Here is a 16,433-nt window from a genome sequence, read left to right as displayed (position 1 = left end):
TTCCGGCCGCCGCAATGACGCGGCACGCCGGCGTAGGCCGCGCACGGCAAAGGGCCGGGCGCATATGAAAGACTGAGACTATGTTCACGATCCACAAGCAGGAAGTCATGTGGGGCGGCCGCAAGCTGACCCTCGAGACCGGGCACATCGCCCGCCAGGCCGACGGCGCGGTTCTCGCGACGTACGGCGACACCGTCGTCCTTTGCGCCGTCACTGCGGCGAAGTCGGTCAAGGAAGGCCAGGACTTCTTCCCGCTCACCGTCCACTACCAGGAGAAGTTCTCCGCCGCCGGCCGCATTCCCGGCGGCTTCTTCAAGCGCGAGCGCGGTGCCACCGAGCACGAGACGCTGACGTCGCGCCTGATCGACCGCCCGATCCGCCCGCTGTTTCCCGAGGGCTTCTACAATGAAGTCCTGATCATCGCGCAGGTCCTGTCGTACGACGGTGAGAACGAGGCCGACATCGTCGCGCTCGTCGCCGCCTCCGCCGCTCTGACGCTGTCGGGCGTTCCGTTCATGGGTCCGCTCGCCGCCGCGCGCGTCGCCTATGTCGACGGCCAGTATGTCCTCAACCCGACCAAGACCCAGATCAAGGAAGGCAGCCTCGAGCTGATCGCCGCGGGCACCCGCGACGCCATTCTCATGGTCGAATCCGAAGCCAAGGAGCTGTCGGAAGAAGTCATGCTCGGCGCGGTGATGTTCGCGCACAACGAGTCGAAGCCGGTGATCGAGGCGATCATCAAGCTTGCCGAAGCCGGTGCCAAGGATCCTTGGGAACTCAAGGGCGCAGGCGACCAGAGCTCGATGATCGACCAGATCAAGGGTGTCGCCGGGGCCGCGATCTCCGACGCGTACAAGATCATCGCCAAGGCCGACCGCCAGTCGGCGCTCGGTGTCGCCAAGGCGAAGGTTAAGGACCTGTTTGCCGGCTCGGCTCCGGCCGAGGCGTTGAAGGCATCGAAGCTTGTCAAGAAGATCGAGGCCGGCATCGTCCGCACCCAGATACTCAAGGACGGCATCCGCATCGACGGCCGCGACACCAAGACAGTCCGTCCGATCGAAGCGATGGTCGGCTTCCTGCCGCGCACCCACGGCTCGGCGCTGTTCACCCGCGGCGAGACCCAGGCGATCGTGTCGACGACGCTCGGCACCTCCGACGCCGAGCAGATGATCGATGGCCTCGACGGGCTGCGTTACGAGCGCTTCATGCTCCACTACAACTTCCCGCCGTACTCGGTTGGTGAAGTCGGGCGCTTCGGTGCTCCCAGCCGCCGCGACATCGGTCACGGCAAGCTGGCGTGGCGCGCGATCAACCCGCTGCTGCCGGCCAAGGAAGACTTCCCGTATACGATCCGCGTCCTGTCGGACATCACCGAGTCGAACGGCTCGTCGTCGATGGCGACCGTCTGCGGCGCGTCGCTCGCACTGATGGACGCGGGCGTTCCCCTCGTTCGCCCTGTGGCGGGTATTGCGATGGGCCTGATCCTCGAAGGCAAGGACTTCGCTGTTTTGAGTGACATCCTCGGTGACGAGGATCATCTCGGCGACATGGACTTCAAGGTCGCGGGCACCAGCGAGGGCGTCACCGCGCTCCAGATGGACATCAAGGTCGCCGGTATCACCGAGGAGATCATGAAGGTCGCGCTCGGCCAGGCAAAGGCCGGCCGCGAGCACATCCTCGGCGAGATGGCGAAGGCGCTCGACACGACCCGGACCGAGATGTCGGCGCACGCGCCGCGCATCGAAAGCTTCCAGATCGACAAGTCGAAGATCCGCGACGTCATCGGCACCGGCGGCAAGATCATCCGCGAGATCGTCGCCACGACCGGTGCCAAGGTCAACATCGAGGATGACGGCACGGTCAAGATCGCGTCGTCCGATCCGGCACAGATCGAGGCCGCCAAGGCGTGGATCATGGGCATCACCCAGGAAGCCGAAGTCGGCAAGATCTACACCGGCAAGGTTGTCTCGATGGTCGACTTCGGCGCGTTCGTGAACTTCATGGGATCGAAGGACGGCCTCGTCCACATCTCCGAGATCAAGAACGAGCGCGTTGCCAAGGTCAGCGAAGTCCTCACCGAGGGCCAGCCGGTCAAGGTCAAGGTGCTCGGCATCGACGACCGCGGCAAGGTTCGCCTGTCGATGCGCCTCGTCGACCAGGACACCGGCGAGGAGATCGCCGACACCCGTCCGCCGCGTGAGGACGGTCCCGACCGTGCCCCGCGCAGCGACCGCGGCCCGCGCCGTGACGGTGGCGATCGCGGCGGCAACCGCGGCGGTGGTGGTGGCGATCGCGGCCCGCGTCGCGATGGCGGCTCGAGCGACCGTGGCCCGCGCCCCGAGCGTGCAGCCGAGCCCGAGGGCGAGCCGACGTTCGCGCCGAGCTTCATCACCGGCGACCGCGACTAACCGGCGGGGGTGGGCGTCGCCCGCTAGTTCGGTTACGTACATGGGGGACCGCTCGCAATCGGGTGGTCCCCTTTGTCTTGGGGTGGGGGCTCCTACATAGTCGTAAGGAGCCCAAAGGCGTGAGAGTGGATCGATGCTGCTGAACGGCCTCAATGCGGTGATGATGGGTGGACGGCATGTCCTGCCATTGGTCGAGGGCGGCAAGGGTGTCGCCGCAACCAATCATCTGTCGTCGGGCGCGTGGGCGCTCGCGGGCGGGGTCGGCACGATCAGCGCGGTCAACGCCGACAGCTACGACGCGACCGGTCGGATCATCCCGCAGGTCTATGCCGCGCTCAGCCGCCGCGACCGCCATGAGGAACTTGTCGGTTACGCGATCGAGGGGGCGGTCCAGCAGGTCCAGCGCGCCTATGAAATGGCGTCGACCGAGCTCCAGCGCGGGCTTGGCGCGATCAATATCAATGTCTTGTGGGAAATGGGTGGGGCGCAGCGCGTCCTCCACGGCGTCCTCGAACGCACCCGCGGCCTCGTCAATGGCGTCACTTGCGGCGCGGGCATGCCGTATAAATTGTCCGAGATCGCGGCGTCCTACGGCGTCCATTATTACCCGATCATCAGCAGCGCGCGGGCGTTCCGGGCACTGTGGAAGCGCGCCTACTCGAAGGCGGCCGAGTGGCTCGGCGCGGTGGTCTACGAGGATCCGTGGCTTGCCGGCGGCCATAACGGCCTGTCGAACGCCGAAGACCCGCGCCAGCCGCAGGACCCGCTCCCGCGCGTTCGCGACCTGCGCGCGGTCATGCGCGAGAGCGGCATTCCGGACAGCGTGCCGATCGTCATGGCGGGCGGCGTTTGGGCGTTGCGCGAGTGGACCGACTGGATCGGCAACCCTGAACTCGGGCAGATCGTTTTCCAGTTCGGCACGCGGCCGCTGTTGACCAAGGAAAGTCCGATCCCGCAGGGGTGGAAGGACCGGCTGATGACGCTCAAGGAGGGTGACATTCTCCTCCACAAATTCTCGCCGACAGGCTTTTATTCGAGCGCGGTTCGCAACCCGTATCTCCGTGCGCTCGAGGCACGGTCGGCGCGGCAGATCGCCTTCAGCACAACCGCGACTGGCGACCATCAGTTTCTCCTCGACGTCGGCGTCGGGCGTAAGAAATACTGGGTAACCCGCGACGACCTGCTCCGCGCGCGCGAATGGGCGGCGCTGGGTAATTCGGAGGCGCTCAAGACCCCCGACAATACGCTCGTCTTCGTCACGCCCGAGGATAAGGGCATTATCCGCCAGGACCAGAGCGACTGCATGGGCTGCCTCAGCCAGTGTGGCTTCAGTGCATGGGCCGACACCGAGGATAATTCGACCGGCCGCCTCGCCGATCCGCGCTCGTTCTGCATCCAGAAGACGCTTCAGGACATCGCCCACGGCGGCGACACCGAGCAGAACCTGATGTTCGGCGGTCACAGCGCTTTCCGTTTCGCCAAGGACCCGTTTTATTCCAACGGCTTCGTTCCGACCGTCAAGCAGCTCGTCGACCGGATCATGACCGGCGACTAAGGGGGCGCGACGAGGAGCGGCGGTGCAGTTGAACACCGATGGCGGACGTTCGCCCGTTCAAAGGTCACGCGAAGTTCACGCTTTTCGACACTGAAATTGATGTTCTTGACCCTCGCCATCGTGCCTTGAACTCAACTGCACGCGCGGCGACGCGCCGAGCGCAATGCCAATCTCCGACAACTGACGATGAGAAAGAGCGCGCATAGCCGCCCGCTGGCGACGCGGCGGGCACGCTACGCTCGTTGGTCGCCTGTAGGACAGCGTTAAATCTGCCGGGGTGTAACGTTGGTAAGCGTCAGCTGATCTACGCGGCGATGGCGAGGGGCTTGGGTTTCCGCCAGTTCCAAGGCATGAGCGGATCAAGGTCGAGTTGGCTGCGGCCTCGGGCGAGTTGGTCGAGGACGTCGGCGAGCCAAGCTTCGGGATCGATGCCGTTGAGCCGGGCGGTCTCGAGGGCGGTGTAGATGATGGCAGCGCGTTCGCCGCCTTTGTCAGAGCCGAGGAACAGGAAGTTCTTGCGGGTGACGGCGATGCCGCGGAGCGCTCGCTCTGCGACGTTGTTGTCGATGGCGAGGCGGCCGTCGGTGGTGAACCGGGCGAACGCGTCCCAGCGTCCAAGGGCGTATTGCAGCGCCTTCGCCAGATCGTTCTTGCCTGACAGGCGTCGGCGCTCGGTCTCCATCCAGACCCTCAGATCGGCGAGCAGCGGCACCGTGCGCTCGGCGCGGATGGCATGGCGACGCTCGGGCGGCAGGCCATCGATGTCGCGCTCGATGTCGTAGAGCGCGCCGATACGGCGCAGCCCCTCGAACGCGATCGGCGACTGCGTCTTCTGGTGGACGTCGTAGAGCTTGCGCCGGGCATGTGCCCAGCACGCGGCATGGACGATCCGCTGAGCTCGTTGTCCCGGCGGCACCTTCGACCGGGTCAGCGCCTCGTAGCCGGCATATCCGTCGGCGTGGATGGTGCCGGCAAAGTCGCTCAGATGTCCGGCGGTTCGCTCGCCCTTGCGGTCCTGGCTGTACCGGTAGAGCGCTGCCGGCCGCCGGTCACCCGCCCATGGTCGTTCGTCGACAACATAGGTCCAGATGCGCCCGGTCTTGGTGCGGCGGTTGCCCGGTGCGAGGACGCCGATCGGCGTGTCGTCGGTAAAGATTACCGGTGCGGCCATGACGTGCTTGCCGATCGCCTCGGCGACCGGTGCCAGCCACCATGCGGCGCGACCGACCCAGTCGCACAGCGTCGCCCGGTCGATATCGACACCGCCGCGCGCGATGATCCCGGCCTGACGGTAGAGCGGCAAGCCGTCGATGTATTTACCGACGACGACGTTGGCGATCAGCGCCGGACCCGGGCGGCCCTTCTCGATCGGCAGGTCGGGCGCTGGCGCCTGGATGATGGTCTCGCAACGTCGGCAGCTCAGGCGCGGCCGGATATGGCGGATGACCTTAAGCTGGGCCGGGATGCGTTCGAGGACCTCGGTGACGTCCTCGCCGAGCTTCGACAGGCTGGTGCCGCCGCAGCATGGGCAGGCGTCGCCCGGATTATGCAGGATATCCTCGCGCGGCAGGTGCGGCGGCAATGGGCGACGCACTGGATGGCGGCGGGTCGGCTCATCCGACGCTGATACCGCGCCCAGCGCGATCCGCTCGGCTTCGCCCTCTTCGAGGTCTTCGAGCAGCAGCTCGAGCTGGGTGATCTCGGCGTTGAGCTTCTCCGAGGATCGCCCGAAGCTCATCCGGCGCAGGACGGCGAGCTGGGCGTTCAGCTGTTCGATGAGGAGCTTGGCGCCGGTCAGCTCGGCCCGCGCGACGGCCAGCTCGGCCTTCAACCGGGCGACCTCGTCGGGGTCGGATACGGCGCTCGTCACGGGCCGATATTACACCGTCGTCGCTGCCGCTGCGACGAGGATCGGCCTCGGTAATCCTGTCCGAGTCACTATGCCGCGTCGGCGTCAGGCAGCCACTTCAGGCCGCCAGCTTCGCTCGACATTGCGCCAGTCGATGCCCTCAAGCAGCATCGACAGCTCGGCCGCCGACAGTCGGACCGAGCCGTCCTTCGCCGCCGGCCAGAGGAAGCGGCCGCGCTCGAGGCGCTTGGCGAACAGGCACATGCCCTGGCCGTCCCACCAGATCGCCTTCACCAGATCGCCGCGCTTGCCGCGGAAGACGAACAGCGCGCCGTCGTGCGGATCGCGGGCAAGCACCGTCTGAACCTGCGCCGCCAGCCCGTCGAAGCCGCGCCGCATATCGGTCCGTCCGCACGCCAGATAGACCCGCGTCCCCGCCGGCAACGCGATCACCGGCGGGCGAGCGCGTCGAGCACCCGCGCCAGCGCACCCGGATCGACATCGCCGCCGAGGCGCAGCTTGGTGCCGCTGGGCAACTCGACCTCGATCGTGCCGGACAGCGGGCGATCAGGGACCGGCAACGCCGGCGGCGATCTTACGTCCGGAGCGGGCAACGCCACCGCTGCTGACTCGGCAACGACCTCGCACCGGATGAACCCGTCGGTGGCCGCGGTCAGCAGCTGCTTGCGCCACGTGTACAGCAAGCCGGTCGAGATTCCGTAGCGACGCGCGACCTGGGTCGGCACCGCCCCGGGCGCGCAGCTCTCCTGGACGATCGCCATCTTCTGTTGCGGATGCCAGCTGCGCCGCCGTTCCGGGCGCGGCGGGAGAGCCAGCCCCTCGCTGAGAGACGTCTTAAGGGTCTCGTACGACGTCTCATCATCCGCCACGCCAGTCTCCGCCACCACAGCAGCGAAGACTCCCGCGGCAGCGCAATCAGGACAAGGCGGGGATCAGCTGACGCTTACTAACGTTGCCATGGATACGCCCGAACGCAGGAGGACCGTCTGCCTGGCGGTCCCGCTCGTCGCGGCAACGAAAGATTCTGGAGACCTCCAATGAAATTCTTCATTACCGCTCTGCTGCTTGCCACCGCGGCCGGCTCCACCGCCACCGCTCAAACCGCAGCGACCAACACCACGATCTCGGCCGCCGACATAAAAACGATCGGCAAGTGCAAGGCGATGAAGCACGACGCGATGGCACGCAGCGCGATGTGCGCGAAGATGGTGCAGCTTTACCCGAACCAGTTCGCCAACACCGCCGGTACCAACGGCTGACGCGTACCCGCCGATCTGGTGGCCGGATCGGCGGGAACCGCGCAGCATACGCTGGCGGGGGCCCAACCGCTTCGCCCGCCAATACCGTTCCAAATGTCGGCACGATCGATGGCCAATCGCTACAGTATGAGATTACTGACGAGATAAAGCCGACGATGGAGTAACGTGTTAACTAGATCACAATGCTGAATAAGAAAAAGAAAACAATATTTATCAATAACATGTCTTAACTACCCTGTACGCTTGCGTACAGAAAAAAGCGTGAGTATCCGATGAGCGACGTCACATCGGGGGTGAGACATGATCAAGGTACTGCCGCTAACCATCGTATTCTATTTTGTGGCCATGTTAGCGCCTGCAGATGCGAAGACCGTTACCGCGACATATGACACGTTCGACTCGGTTATAAGTACCGTTCAGGGTGGCGACACTATCAATTTGGTCGGTGACTTCCAATTGATGAGGACCCAGAATTATTCATTCTCGTCCCCGGTCATTATCAATGCATCGGCCGCAACCTTTCACCGGACATGGACCCTGCGCGATGTAAATAACCTGTCGATCCAGGGTGGAACCTTCGATTTTCATCCGGTCGATGCGCTCTATGCAGCAGCCCTGGAGGTGTACGACAGCAATAACATCAGCGTCGACCGGACCTTGTTTACCGATGACGGCGGTCACGACGGTGCGCTTTTTTCGTCGTCGACGAACATCAGCGTGACCAACAGCAAGTTCAACAGCCTGTCGCACTCGATCGGCCTGAAGAACGTTGATGGGGCGAACTTGTACAACAACCTGACGATCGGCACGACGGTAGATGGTTTCGACATTGCTGGCAGCCAGAATGTCGTCGCCAGTCATAACAGTTGCATCGACGGCGCGCCGCAGACAGGTGCGCATCCCGACTGTATTCAGATCTACGGGATCGTCGACGGCGCGCTGAGCAGCAATATAACGCTCAGCGACAATCTCGCTTTTGGCGCGACGCAAGGCTTTACCAAGTTCGTGACCGGCGGAGCGGGGACGAATATCTCGATGATCCGTAATCTCGTCGAGACGACATATTCACAGGGCATCGCGTGTTACGATTGCTTCGCCAGCAATATCAGCGACAATCTATTGGTAACGCTCGCTGCGTCGCCCCACTTCGTCAATCTGAATATCATTGGCGGGGCGAATAATACGGTGGGCGGTAATGTGTTCGAAGATATCGGACGCGTCGCCCTTTACCGCCCGGTACTCGGTTCGATCTGGCACGATGCCGGCGTCATCCCTTGGGGTGCCGGGGCGCTCGAGGCGGGCATTGGCCTTGTGCCCGAACCATCGGTCTGGGCGAGCTTGATCGCTGGTTTCGCCGCAGTCGGATGGGCCTTGCGCGCGAGCCGCCGTCGGCTGGTGCTGGCCTGAACGCTCTTGGGGCGGCCGCCTCTGGCCGCCCCATCACGTGAGAGCGCGCACTCGAGCAAGCTGCTCACCGATGAAATCGTCGGACTAAATTTCAGTTCGCGATCAGTGGCCCTCCAGCTCTTTTCCCGTCAGCCGAACGACATGGACGACGTTCGTCGTTCCCGGGGTCGAGAAGGGTACCCCCGCAATCAGCACCAACAGATCGCCGCCAGCCGCAAGCTGCGTCCGCAGCGCCATGCGCTTCGACTTGTCGACCATCTCCTCGAAGCCGGCGACGTCGCGGGTGACGACGGCATGGACGCCCCAGACCAGCCCCATGCGCCGCGCGGTCGCGCGCGCCGGAGTCAGGCACAGGATCGGCACGCCGGCACGTTCGCGCGCGGCGCGGCGTGCTGTCGAGCCTGAGATGGTGAAGCACGCCATGGCCTTCGCCCCGGTCGTCTTGACGATCGCCGCGGCCGCCGCGCTCATCGCGTCCGCCGTGGTGTGGGCGGTCGCGGTTTCGGTGAAGTGGACCCGCGCATAATATTGCGGGTCGGCCTCGGTCGTCCGCGCGATCGCGTCCATCATCGTCACCGCCTCGACCGGCCACGCCCCGGCGGCGCTTTCGGCCGACAGCATCACCGCGTCGGCGCCGTCGTAGATCGCGGTGGCGACGTCGGAGACTTCGGCGCGGGTCGGCGACGGCGAGACGATCATCGATTCGAGCATCTGGGTTGCGACGACGACCGGCTTGCCCATCGCCCGCGCCATCGCGACGATCCGCTTCTGCGCCGGGGGGACCTGCTCGGGGGGCAGTTCGACGCCCAAGTCGCCGCGCGCGACCATCACCGCGTCGGCGAGTTCGAGGATCTCGGCGAGGCGATCGAGCGCGGCGGGCTTCTCGATCTTGGCGAGCAGCGCCGCCTTGCCGCCGATCAGGGCGCGCGCCTCGGCGACGTCCTCGGGGCGCTGGACAAACGACAATGCGACCCAGTCGACATTATGGTCGAGCGCGAAGGCGAGGTCGGCACGGTCCTTCACCGTCAGTGCGGGCAGGGGCACGACGACGTCGGGGACGTTGACGCCCTTGTTGTTCGACAGCGTCCCGCCGGTGACGACGACACAGGTGATCCGGCCGGGCACGACCTCGGTGCAGCGGAGAACGACCTTGCCGTCGTCGACGAGCAGCCGCGCGCCGGGGCTGAGCGCGGCGAACAATTCCTTGTGGGGGAGTTCGACACGGGTGACGTCGCCGGGGGTGGCGTCGAGGTCGAGGACAAAGGTCCCGCCGCGCTCGATCGTGACCTTGTTACCGGCAAAGCTGCCGATCCGCAGCTTCGGCCCCTGCAGGTCGGCGAGGATCGTCAGCGGGCGGCCGATCTCGCTTTCGAGCGCGCGGATGTTGGCGATCAGCGCGCCGCGTGCTTCGGGGGTGCCGTGGCTCATGTTGATGCGGAAGGCATCGGCACCGGCGACGGTCAGCGCGCGGATCATGTCGAGCGACGCCGACGCCGGGCCGAGTGTCGCAAGAATTTTTACCCTACGGGCGCGGGGGGTGAACACTGTGGCCGTCTCCTTGCAACGACGGGGCGGGCCAAGCCCGCCTTGCGCTGTGCCGTGCGCCTAGCCTTATAGAAGCGTAGGCTCAACCGGAGACGCGACATGGACGATGCTACCCGCGACGCGATCGAGGCCGCCGCCTTCCGCCGCCTCACCGCGCTGCTGCGTCATCGGACCGATGTCCAGAACGTCGATCTGATGGGAATCGGCGGGTTCTGCCGCAACTGCCTGTCGGACTGGATCGCCGAGGCGGCAGCCGAACGCGACGTCGTGCTGACGAAGGATATGGCGCGCGAGATAGTCTACGGAATGCCGTATGCCGCATACAAGACGCGCTACCAGACCGACGCGACCCCCGAACAGCTCGACCGGATGCGGTCGAGCGTGGCGCGCAATCACCGCGAGGACGCCCTCGACGAGGCGCTCGACGAAAGCTTCCCCGCGAGCGATCCGCCGAGCGGCAGCCAGCCATAGCTGCGCGCCGTGGCGCGGGAGTCAGACGCGCTGGGCGAACATCATGCGGTGGCCCTCGGGCGTCGCCACCACCATCTCGCGCCAGCCCCATGGCTTGCTCGCAGGTGCGGCGCGGATGATCGCCCCGCGCGCGCTGAACTCGGCATAAAGCGCGTCGACGTCATCGGTCGCGAAGAAGCCGAAATAGCTGTGGTCGCCGAGATCGGCTGGCGAGAGCGCTTCGGGGCATCGGCCCATCATCAGCCGGACTTCGCCCCGAACCACGGTGCACCAGTCGGCCCCGTTCACCCAGTCCACCGTAAACCCGAGGACGTCGATCAAGTACGCGGCCGACGCGGGGAGATCGTGGACGGCAAGCACATAGGCGTGCGGGCGTAAGGTGACGTCGTTCATCGTGCTGCTCCTCAGCCGATCGAGTGGGCGCGACTCACTCGAACGAATATGCGTCCGCTGTCAGCCGCTGCGAAATCCACCATGTCGTCTGCCAAGGGTCGACGATTCCGCCTTGCCGGTCACCGTAAGGCCGATCGTCGGCCTCCATGATCGACGTCGCGCCATGAGCGACCGCCTTGGCCATCGCGGCGTCGGCGTCCTCGACGAACAGATAGATTTGCGCCGCGCCTGCCGGAAAGCCAGGTTGAGCCTCGCTGACCATGATCGTCGCGGCGTGCTCGCTCTCGCCGAAGCTCACCTGGCCGTTGGCGACGACACCGTCGGGGCGGATGCTGCTGCCGACATGGACGCCGTCGAGGGCAGCGACGAGGAAATCGATATACGCGGCGGCATCCACGACGACGAGATACGGGGCGACGGTGGCGAAACCTGCAGGGATGAACATCGCGACCTCCTTGCGCCGGGCGGGCCGGACTTCTAGCGTGCGCCATCAAGTCATCACGGAGCAATAATGTCGACGGAGAATGTTTCCGCCGAGCAGCTACGGCTGCTCATCGAGCGCATCGAGCGCCTCGAAGAGGATAAGAAGGGTGTCGCCGACGACATCAAGGATGTTTACGCCGAAGCCAAGGGCACCGGTTTCGACACCAAGACGATGCGCTCGATCATCCGGCTGCGCGCGATGGAAAAGGCTGCGCGGCAGGAGCAGGAAGCGCTGCTCGAAACGTACAAGGTCGCGCTCGGTCTGGCCGACTAAGCGACACGCGGGGAGGAGCGAAGCGATGCCGACGACGCTGACGATCAACGGGGCGACCGCCGCCCACGACGTTTCACCGGCGACATTGCTCGTCGACCTGCTCCGCGACGGGCTCGGGCTGACCGGCACGCATATCGGCTGTGACACCAGTCAGTGCGGCGCGTGCAACGTGCTCGTTGACGGGTGCGCAACCAAGGCGTGCACCGTCCTCGCGGTCCAGCTCGACGGCGCCAGCGTGACGACGATCGAGGGTCTCGCGTTCGGGGAAACGCTCCACCCGATGCAAGCCGCATTCAAGGAGCACCACGGGCTCCAGTGCGGTTTCTGCACCCCTGGGATGGTCATGGCGGGGCTCGAGATGGTCCGGCGCCACGGCCACGATCTCGACGAGGCGACGGTCAGCCACGAGCTCGAGGGCAATCTGTGCCGCTGCACCGGCTACCGCAACATCGTCACCGCGATCGCTGCGGGTGCGAAGGCGATGGCGGTTTCCGGGGAGACGACCCATGCGTGAGTTCGTCTACGAACGCCCGACGACCCTCGATGCCGCGGTCGCCGCCTTCGCCGGTGGCGGCGAGGCGGCATTGATCGCGGGCGGGCACACGTTGCTCCCGGCGATGAACTCTCGGCTCCGCCAACCTGACACCCTCGTCGACCTCGCGGGCGTTCCCGGGCTGTCCGGGATTACCCGTGACGGCGACATGCTGTGGATCGGCGCGATGACCACCCACGCCACTGTCGCCGCCGACCCGACCGTCATGGCGGCGATCCCCGGCCTCTCCGCGCTCGCGCTGTTGATCGGCGACCCGCAGGTCCGCAATCGCGGGACGATCGGCGGCGTGCTGGCGAACAACGATCCCTCCGCAGACTATCCCGCCGCATTGCTCGCGCTCGGCGGCACCGTCGAGACCAACCTCGGCAGCCACCACGCCGACGACTATTTCCAGGGCATGTTCGCCACCGCGCTGAGCGACGGCGATATCATTACCCGCGTCGGCTTCAAGATCCCGACGGCGAGCGCCTATGCCAAGTTTCGCCACCCCGCCTCGCGCTACGCGGTCGTCGGGGTGTATGTCGCGAAGACCGCCGACGGCGTCCGCGTCGCGGTGACCGGAGCCGGGCCCGGCGTCGTTCGCTGGCCCGAAGCCGAAGAAGCGCTGACCGCGAGCTTCACCCCCGAAGCGGCGAAGGGGCTCGTGCTGGGCGGCGACCTGAACACCGACATCCACGCCAGCGCTGAATATCGCGGCCATCTCTCAGGAACGATGCTGGCGCGGGCCGTCGCTGCGGCGGCTTAGTTGCGCGAGTGCCGGACGCGGGGGTAGAGACGGGAATACCCACCGCAACAGGGGCGCATTTTGGCCGGCCATAGCAAGTTCAAGAACATCATGTACCGCAAGGGCGCGCAGGACGCGAAGCGGTCGAAGATCTTCTCCAAGCTCGCGCGCGAGATCACCGTCGCGGCGAAGTCGGGGCTGCCCGACATCAACATGAACCCGCGGCTGCGCGGCGCGGTGATCGCCGCGCGGCAGGAATCGATGCCGAAGGACAATATCGAGCGCGCGATCAAGAAGGCCGCCGAGCCGGGCGGCGACGATTACGAGGAGCTGCGGTACGAAGGCTTCGGCCCCGGCGGCGTCGCCTTGATCGTCGAGGCGCTGACCGACAACCGAAACCGCACCGCGACCCACGTCCGCACGATCTTCGCCAAGAACGGCGGCAACATGGGTGCGACCGGGTCGGTCAGCCACGGTTTCGAACGCGTCGGGCTGATCGGCTACGACCTCAAGGCGGGCGACGCAGAGGCGGTGTTCGAAGCTGCGCTCGACGCCGGTGCCGACGACGTCGTCTCGTCGGACGAGGGCCATGAGGTCTTCACCTCGATGGATTCGCTCCATGAAGTCGCCAAGGCGCTCGAGGCGAAGCTGGGCACCCCGACTTCGACCAAGCTGCATTGGCGGGCGAAGGAGGCAGTGACGGTCGACGAGGGCACCGCGACGACGCTGATGCACCTGATCGATGCACTAGACGACGATGACGACGTCCAGACGGTGTACGGCAATTACGACGTGCCCGACGACGTGATGGCGAAGCTGCAGGCATGATGCCCGGCACGAGGCGGTGATCGTCATCGGTCTCGACCCCGGACTGCAGGCGACCGGCTGGGGGATCATCGAGGCCGACGGCAACCGCTTGCGCCACATCGCCAACGGCACCGTTCGCAGCCGCGCCGCCGACCCGCTCGCCGACCGGCTGGTCCAATTATACGATGCACTAGAGGCGGTTATCGCCGAACATTGCCCGGCGACGGCTGCGGTCGAGGAGACTTTCGTCAACACCAACCCGCAGTCGACGCTCAAGCTCGGGCAGGCGCGGGGCGTGGTGATGCTCGTCGCGGCAAAGGCGGGCCTGCCGGTTGCCGAATACGCCGCACGCTTCGTCAAGAAGGCGATCGTCGGGACCGGCGCGGCGGACAAGGGGCAAATCCAGGCGATGATCGCGCGGCTGCTGCCCGGCTGCGGCACGCTCGGGCCCGACGCGGCGGACGCGCTCGCCGTGGCGATCACCCACGCGCACATGGCCCGCACGACAGGCGCGCACTCTGCCGCGCGTGTGATGGCATGAGCGAGCGGGCATGATCGCAAAACTGACCGGGTTGCTCGACAGCGCGGCGGCCGACAGCGCAGTGATCGACGTCAACGGCGTCGGCTATCTCGTCTTCGCCAGCGCGAAAACTCTCGGCGCGCTCGGCCCGGCGGGAGCGGCGGCGGTCCTCCATATCGAGACGCAGGTGCGCGAGGACGCGATCCATCTGTTCGGCTTCGTCTCGGCCGACGAGCGCGACTGGTTCCGGTTGCTGCTGTCTGTGCAGGGCGTCGGCGGGCGCGTCGCGCTGGCGATCCTGTCGGTGCTTGCGCCGCCCGAGCTTCACCATGCGGTCGCTGCGAAAGACACGGCATCGATCGCCCGCGCCAATGGCGTCGGCCCGAAGCTCGCTGCGCGGATCGTTCTCGAGCTCAAGGACAAGGCGGGGAGCGTTGCGCTGTCGCCCGGCATCGTTGCTCCGCTCGCCAAGCCCGGCACCGCAGTATCCGACGCGTTATCGGCACTCGCCAACCTCGGCTTTCGCCCGATGGACGCGAGCCGCGCGGTTGCGGAAGCAGTGGCGGAGGTCGGCGACGCGGCAGCGGTAGGCGAACTGGTTCGCGTGGCGTTGCGGAAAAGCGCGCGCTAGGCAGGGAGCCGCGACGCCACTGGCGCGTATCAACCGGGACGACACACGGGAGCGATCACCGATGGCCGGACTGAACGACCCGCTGACAGCGAATCGCGCGATCGAAGATCGGATCGCGGCGCAATGCGGGATCGTCCGCCGGGCGCAATGGGGGGCGAGGGCGCCCTCCGGGCGCAATGGGGGGCGAGGGCGCCCTCCGGGCAGATGACCCCCGACTGGGGCTATAATTCGATCGTCGTCCATTATTCCGGACACGAAGCCTATACGATGACCGAGATCCAGGCGCTCGACATCGACCATCGGCACTGGGAGGATTTTGCCTATCATTACGCCATTGGCAAGGATGGGCGGATCTACGAAGGACGCGAACTGGTGTTCAAGGGTGAGCACGTCAAGCTGCAGAATACCGGCAAGATCGGCATCGTCTGCCTCGGCGATTTCGACGCGAGCTGGCGTAACTGGGTCGCCGGGCGTGCCTATGGCGGTGAGGCGGTCGAGGCGCCGATGATCGCCAGCCTGACCCGGCTGAGCCGCGTCCTGATCAACAGCTTCCCAATCACGACCTATGGCGGTCACCGCGAATACGGCGAGACCGATGCCTGCCCGGGGAGCAACCTGCTGCCCAAGGTCGTCGCCCTGCGCGCGGCGTTCAAGCTCGCCGCACCGGCCTATCGGAAACTTTGATGCGCAGGCTGACCCTTGGGCTCATCACGCTGGCCGTGGTGATGGCGGTGCTGCGGCTCGGTACCGGCATCGTGTACGAAAGCGGCGCCCCGATCGCGGCCCTGGTGATCAAGACGCGACCGGGCCTCTTGGTCGAGCGGGCGGAGAGTCCGGCGTATCCGCTCGCTGCCGACATCGTCCTCGATCGTGAGGAGCCGCAACTGGCGTATGCGCCGCTCTACCTCGCGCTGATGCGTGCGGCGTGGGGCGTGGTCGCCGTCAGTCTTGTGGCGGCGGCGTGGACGGCGCGGCGGCGACCGGCCTGACGGCATAGGCGGGCAGGGCGACCGCCTCGCGCGCCAGCGAATAAGCATCGCGCCATTCGGCGAAACGCGGCCATGCCCCGCCGACGGGGTCGAGCCCCTGCCGGCGCAGTGCCAGCATCGCGCGCGGCAGATGGAACCACTGGCTGGCGACGACGACACGCGTACCGGGCTTGACCAGACCGACGACATCCTCGGCAGTCGCCCATGTCGTTCGCCCGAGTGAGTCGCGGATGATGCATTCTGATGGAACCCCGTGGCCGACCAGCTATGCCGCCATTGCCGTCGCCTCGTCGCGACCGTTGCGGCCGACACCGCCGCTGACGAGCAGCCGCGGGGCCAAGCCAGCGCGCCAGACGTCGAGCGCCGCTGCGAGCCGCGCGGCGAGCCGGGGCGACGGCCGGCCGTCGGCACCGACCTCGTTGCCGAGGACGACGATCATGTCGGCGGCGCGGGGGCGGGCGGCGAGGCCGACGATGGCGATCGCGCCGACATAAGCCAGCCCGATCCCGAGTCCGAACAGCGCGATGCGGGTGAGCGTGATCAC

The 16,433-nt window shown here is 66.2% G+C and carries 19 protein-coding genes and 1 pseudogene; 13 read left to right on the top strand and 7 right to left on the bottom strand.

The window, feature by feature from the left end:
- Window positions 1-80 precede the first annotated feature (80 nt).
- The gene (gene pnp / locus KZX46_RS20350) at window positions 81-2,408 is read left to right on the top strand and encodes a polyribonucleotide nucleotidyltransferase (protein WP_219775465.1); all 2,328 of its coding nucleotides are present in this window, start codon (window positions 81-83) and stop codon (window positions 2,406-2,408) included.
- A gap of 133 nt (window positions 2,409-2,541) precedes the next feature.
- Complete coding sequence (locus KZX46_RS20345) at window positions 2,542-3,963, top strand: NAD(P)H-dependent flavin oxidoreductase (protein WP_370647496.1); 1,422 nt, start codon at window positions 2,542-2,544, stop codon at window positions 3,961-3,963.
- Between the two features lie 304 nt (window positions 3,964-4,267).
- Here KZX46_RS20345 and KZX46_RS20340 read toward each other — a convergent pair whose 3' ends face one another.
- From KZX46_RS20340 to KZX46_RS20330, 3 genes are all read right to left on the bottom strand, one after another.
- Window positions 4,268-5,833, bottom strand: coding sequence for an IS66 family transposase (locus KZX46_RS20340; protein WP_219775464.1), 1,566 nt, complete (start codon window positions 5,831-5,833; stop codon window positions 4,268-4,270).
- A gap of 84 nt (window positions 5,834-5,917) precedes the next feature.
- Window positions 5,918-6,265, bottom strand: a complete 348-nt coding sequence (tnpB, locus tag KZX46_RS20335) for an IS66 family insertion sequence element accessory protein TnpB (RefSeq protein WP_219775463.1) — start codon at window positions 6,263-6,265, stop codon at window positions 5,918-5,920.
- Entirely contained in the window at window positions 6,262-6,702 is a 441-nt protein-coding gene (locus KZX46_RS20330) for a transposase (protein ID WP_219775462.1), read from the bottom strand. Before KZX46_RS20330 ends, tnpB begins: the two co-directional genes overlap by 4 nt.
- A 168-nt stretch (window positions 6,703-6,870) precedes the next feature.
- Here KZX46_RS20330 and KZX46_RS20325 point away from each other — a divergent pair, with 168 nt between their 5' ends.
- Both KZX46_RS20325 and KZX46_RS20320 read left to right on the top strand, forming a co-directional pair.
- Window positions 6,871-7,092, top strand: a complete 222-nt coding sequence (locus KZX46_RS20325) for a hypothetical protein (protein WP_219775461.1) — start codon at window positions 6,871-6,873, stop codon at window positions 7,090-7,092.
- 300 nt (window positions 7,093-7,392) lie between these two features.
- Window positions 7,393-8,499 carry a right-handed parallel beta-helix repeat-containing protein gene (locus tag KZX46_RS20320; protein WP_219775460.1) on the top strand — a complete coding sequence of 369 codons (1,107 nt, stop codon included), beginning with the start codon at window positions 7,393-7,395 and terminating at the stop codon, window positions 8,497-8,499.
- Window positions 8,500-8,601: 102 nt separating this feature from the next.
- Here KZX46_RS20320 and pyk read toward each other — a convergent pair whose 3' ends face one another.
- The gene (gene pyk / locus KZX46_RS20315) at window positions 8,602-10,044 is read right to left on the bottom strand and encodes a pyruvate kinase (protein ID WP_219775459.1); all 1,443 of its coding nucleotides are present in this window, start codon (window positions 10,042-10,044) and stop codon (window positions 8,602-8,604) included.
- 99 nt (window positions 10,045-10,143) lie between these two features.
- On the opposite strand from pyk, the gene KZX46_RS20310 reads away from it, so the two are divergent.
- Complete coding sequence (locus KZX46_RS20310; protein WP_219775458.1) at window positions 10,144-10,515, top strand: DUF1244 domain-containing protein; 372 nt, start codon at window positions 10,144-10,146, stop codon at window positions 10,513-10,515.
- 21 nt (window positions 10,516-10,536) lie between these two features.
- Here the strand turns inward: KZX46_RS20310 and KZX46_RS20305 are convergent, their stop codons facing one another.
- Window positions 10,537-10,908: a VOC family protein gene (locus tag KZX46_RS20305; RefSeq protein ID WP_219775457.1), complete on the bottom strand. Its 372-nt coding sequence runs from the start codon at window positions 10,906-10,908 to the stop codon at window positions 10,537-10,539.
- 34 nt (window positions 10,909-10,942) lie between these two features.
- On the bottom strand, window positions 10,943-11,353 hold the full coding sequence (locus KZX46_RS20300) for a glyoxalase/bleomycin resistance/extradiol dioxygenase family protein (RefSeq protein WP_219775456.1): 411 nt from the start codon (window positions 11,351-11,353) through the stop codon (window positions 10,943-10,945).
- Window positions 11,354-11,419: 66 nt separating this feature from the next.
- Between KZX46_RS20300 and KZX46_RS20295 the strand changes: the two genes are divergently transcribed.
- The 8 genes from KZX46_RS20295 to KZX46_RS20260 all read left to right on the top strand — a co-directional run bounded on the left by KZX46_RS20295 (window position 11,420) and on the right by KZX46_RS20260 (window position 15,889).
- Entirely contained in the window at window positions 11,420-11,665 is a 246-nt protein-coding gene (locus KZX46_RS20295; protein ID WP_216708438.1) for a DUF2312 domain-containing protein, read from the top strand.
- A gap of 25 nt (window positions 11,666-11,690) precedes the next feature.
- A complete protein-coding gene (locus KZX46_RS20290; protein ID WP_219775455.1) occupies window positions 11,691-12,179 on the top strand; it encodes a (2Fe-2S)-binding protein in 489 nt (162 codons plus the stop codon).
- A complete protein-coding gene (locus KZX46_RS20285) occupies window positions 12,172-12,963 on the top strand; it encodes a xanthine dehydrogenase family protein subunit M (protein ID WP_219775454.1) in 792 nt (263 codons plus the stop codon). Before KZX46_RS20290 ends, KZX46_RS20285 begins: the two co-directional genes overlap by 8 nt.
- A gap of 60 nt (window positions 12,964-13,023) precedes the next feature.
- A complete protein-coding gene (locus tag KZX46_RS20280) occupies window positions 13,024-13,770 on the top strand; it encodes a YebC/PmpR family DNA-binding transcriptional regulator (RefSeq protein ID WP_219775453.1) in 747 nt (248 codons plus the stop codon).
- Between the two features lie 16 nt (window positions 13,771-13,786).
- Complete coding sequence (gene ruvC, locus KZX46_RS20275) at window positions 13,787-14,290, top strand: crossover junction endodeoxyribonuclease RuvC (protein ID WP_219775452.1); 504 nt, start codon at window positions 13,787-13,789, stop codon at window positions 14,288-14,290.
- Between the two features lie 10 nt (window positions 14,291-14,300).
- A complete protein-coding gene (gene ruvA, locus KZX46_RS20270) occupies window positions 14,301-14,900 on the top strand; it encodes a Holliday junction branch migration protein RuvA (protein ID WP_219775451.1) in 600 nt (199 codons plus the stop codon).
- 204 nt (window positions 14,901-15,104) lie between these two features.
- Window positions 15,105-15,584, top strand: a complete 480-nt coding sequence (locus tag KZX46_RS20265) for a peptidoglycan recognition family protein (protein WP_219775450.1) — start codon at window positions 15,105-15,107, stop codon at window positions 15,582-15,584.
- Complete coding sequence (locus tag KZX46_RS20260; protein ID WP_219775449.1) at window positions 15,584-15,889, top strand: hypothetical protein; 306 nt, start codon at window positions 15,584-15,586, stop codon at window positions 15,887-15,889. Before KZX46_RS20265 ends, KZX46_RS20260 begins: the two co-directional genes overlap by 1 nt.
- Here KZX46_RS20260 and KZX46_RS23085 read toward each other — a convergent pair.
- Window positions 15,843-16,328: pseudogene (locus KZX46_RS23085) on the bottom strand (YdcF family protein). The gene KZX46_RS20260 and the pseudogene KZX46_RS23085 overlap by 47 nt on opposite strands.
- Between the last annotated feature and the right edge of the window lie 105 nt (window positions 16,329-16,433).

The sequence above is a fragment of the Polymorphobacter sp. PAMC 29334 genome (genome assembly GCF_019431245.1).
Taxonomy (GTDB): domain Bacteria; phylum Pseudomonadota; class Alphaproteobacteria; order Sphingomonadales; family Sphingomonadaceae; genus Polymorphobacter_B; species Polymorphobacter_B megasporae.
This window is presented reverse-complemented; position numbering and strand designations above follow the sequence as displayed.

Bases quoted from the DNA above. Each gene is read 5' to 3' on its own strand.
- KZX46_RS20305 (WP_219775457.1), bottom strand. From the start codon at position 10,908: ATGAACGACGTCACCTTACGCCCGCACGCCTATGTGCTTGCCGTCCAC.
- KZX46_RS20265 (WP_219775450.1), top strand. From the start codon at position 15,105: ATGACCCCCGACTGGGGCTATAATTCGATCGTCGTCCATTATTCCGGA.
- KZX46_RS20260 (WP_219775449.1), top strand. From the start codon at position 15,584: ATGCGCAGGCTGACCCTTGGGCTCATCACGCTGGCCGTGGTGATGGCG.
- KZX46_RS20300 (WP_219775456.1), bottom strand. From the start codon at position 11,353: ATGTTCATCCCTGCAGGTTTCGCCACCGTCGCCCCGTATCTCGTCGTC.
- ruvA (WP_219775451.1), top strand. From the start codon at position 14,301: ATGATCGCAAAACTGACCGGGTTGCTCGACAGCGCGGCGGCCGACAGC.
- pnp (WP_219775465.1), top strand. From the start codon at position 81: ATGTTCACGATCCACAAGCAGGAAGTCATGTGGGGCGGCCGCAAGCTG.
- KZX46_RS20320 (WP_219775460.1), top strand. From the start codon at position 7,393: ATGATCAAGGTACTGCCGCTAACCATCGTATTCTATTTTGTGGCCATG.
- KZX46_RS20325 (WP_219775461.1), top strand. From the start codon at position 6,871: ATGAAATTCTTCATTACCGCTCTGCTGCTTGCCACCGCGGCCGGCTCC.
- KZX46_RS20290 (WP_219775455.1), top strand. From the start codon at position 11,691: ATGCCGACGACGCTGACGATCAACGGGGCGACCGCCGCCCACGACGTT.
- KZX46_RS20310 (WP_219775458.1), top strand. From the start codon at position 10,144: ATGGACGATGCTACCCGCGACGCGATCGAGGCCGCCGCCTTCCGCCGC.
- KZX46_RS20295 (WP_216708438.1), top strand. From the start codon at position 11,420: ATGTCGACGGAGAATGTTTCCGCCGAGCAGCTACGGCTGCTCATCGAG.
- KZX46_RS20345 (WP_370647496.1), top strand. From the start codon at position 2,542: ATGCTGCTGAACGGCCTCAATGCGGTGATGATGGGTGGACGGCATGTC.
- KZX46_RS20285 (WP_219775454.1), top strand. From the start codon at position 12,172: ATGCGTGAGTTCGTCTACGAACGCCCGACGACCCTCGATGCCGCGGTC.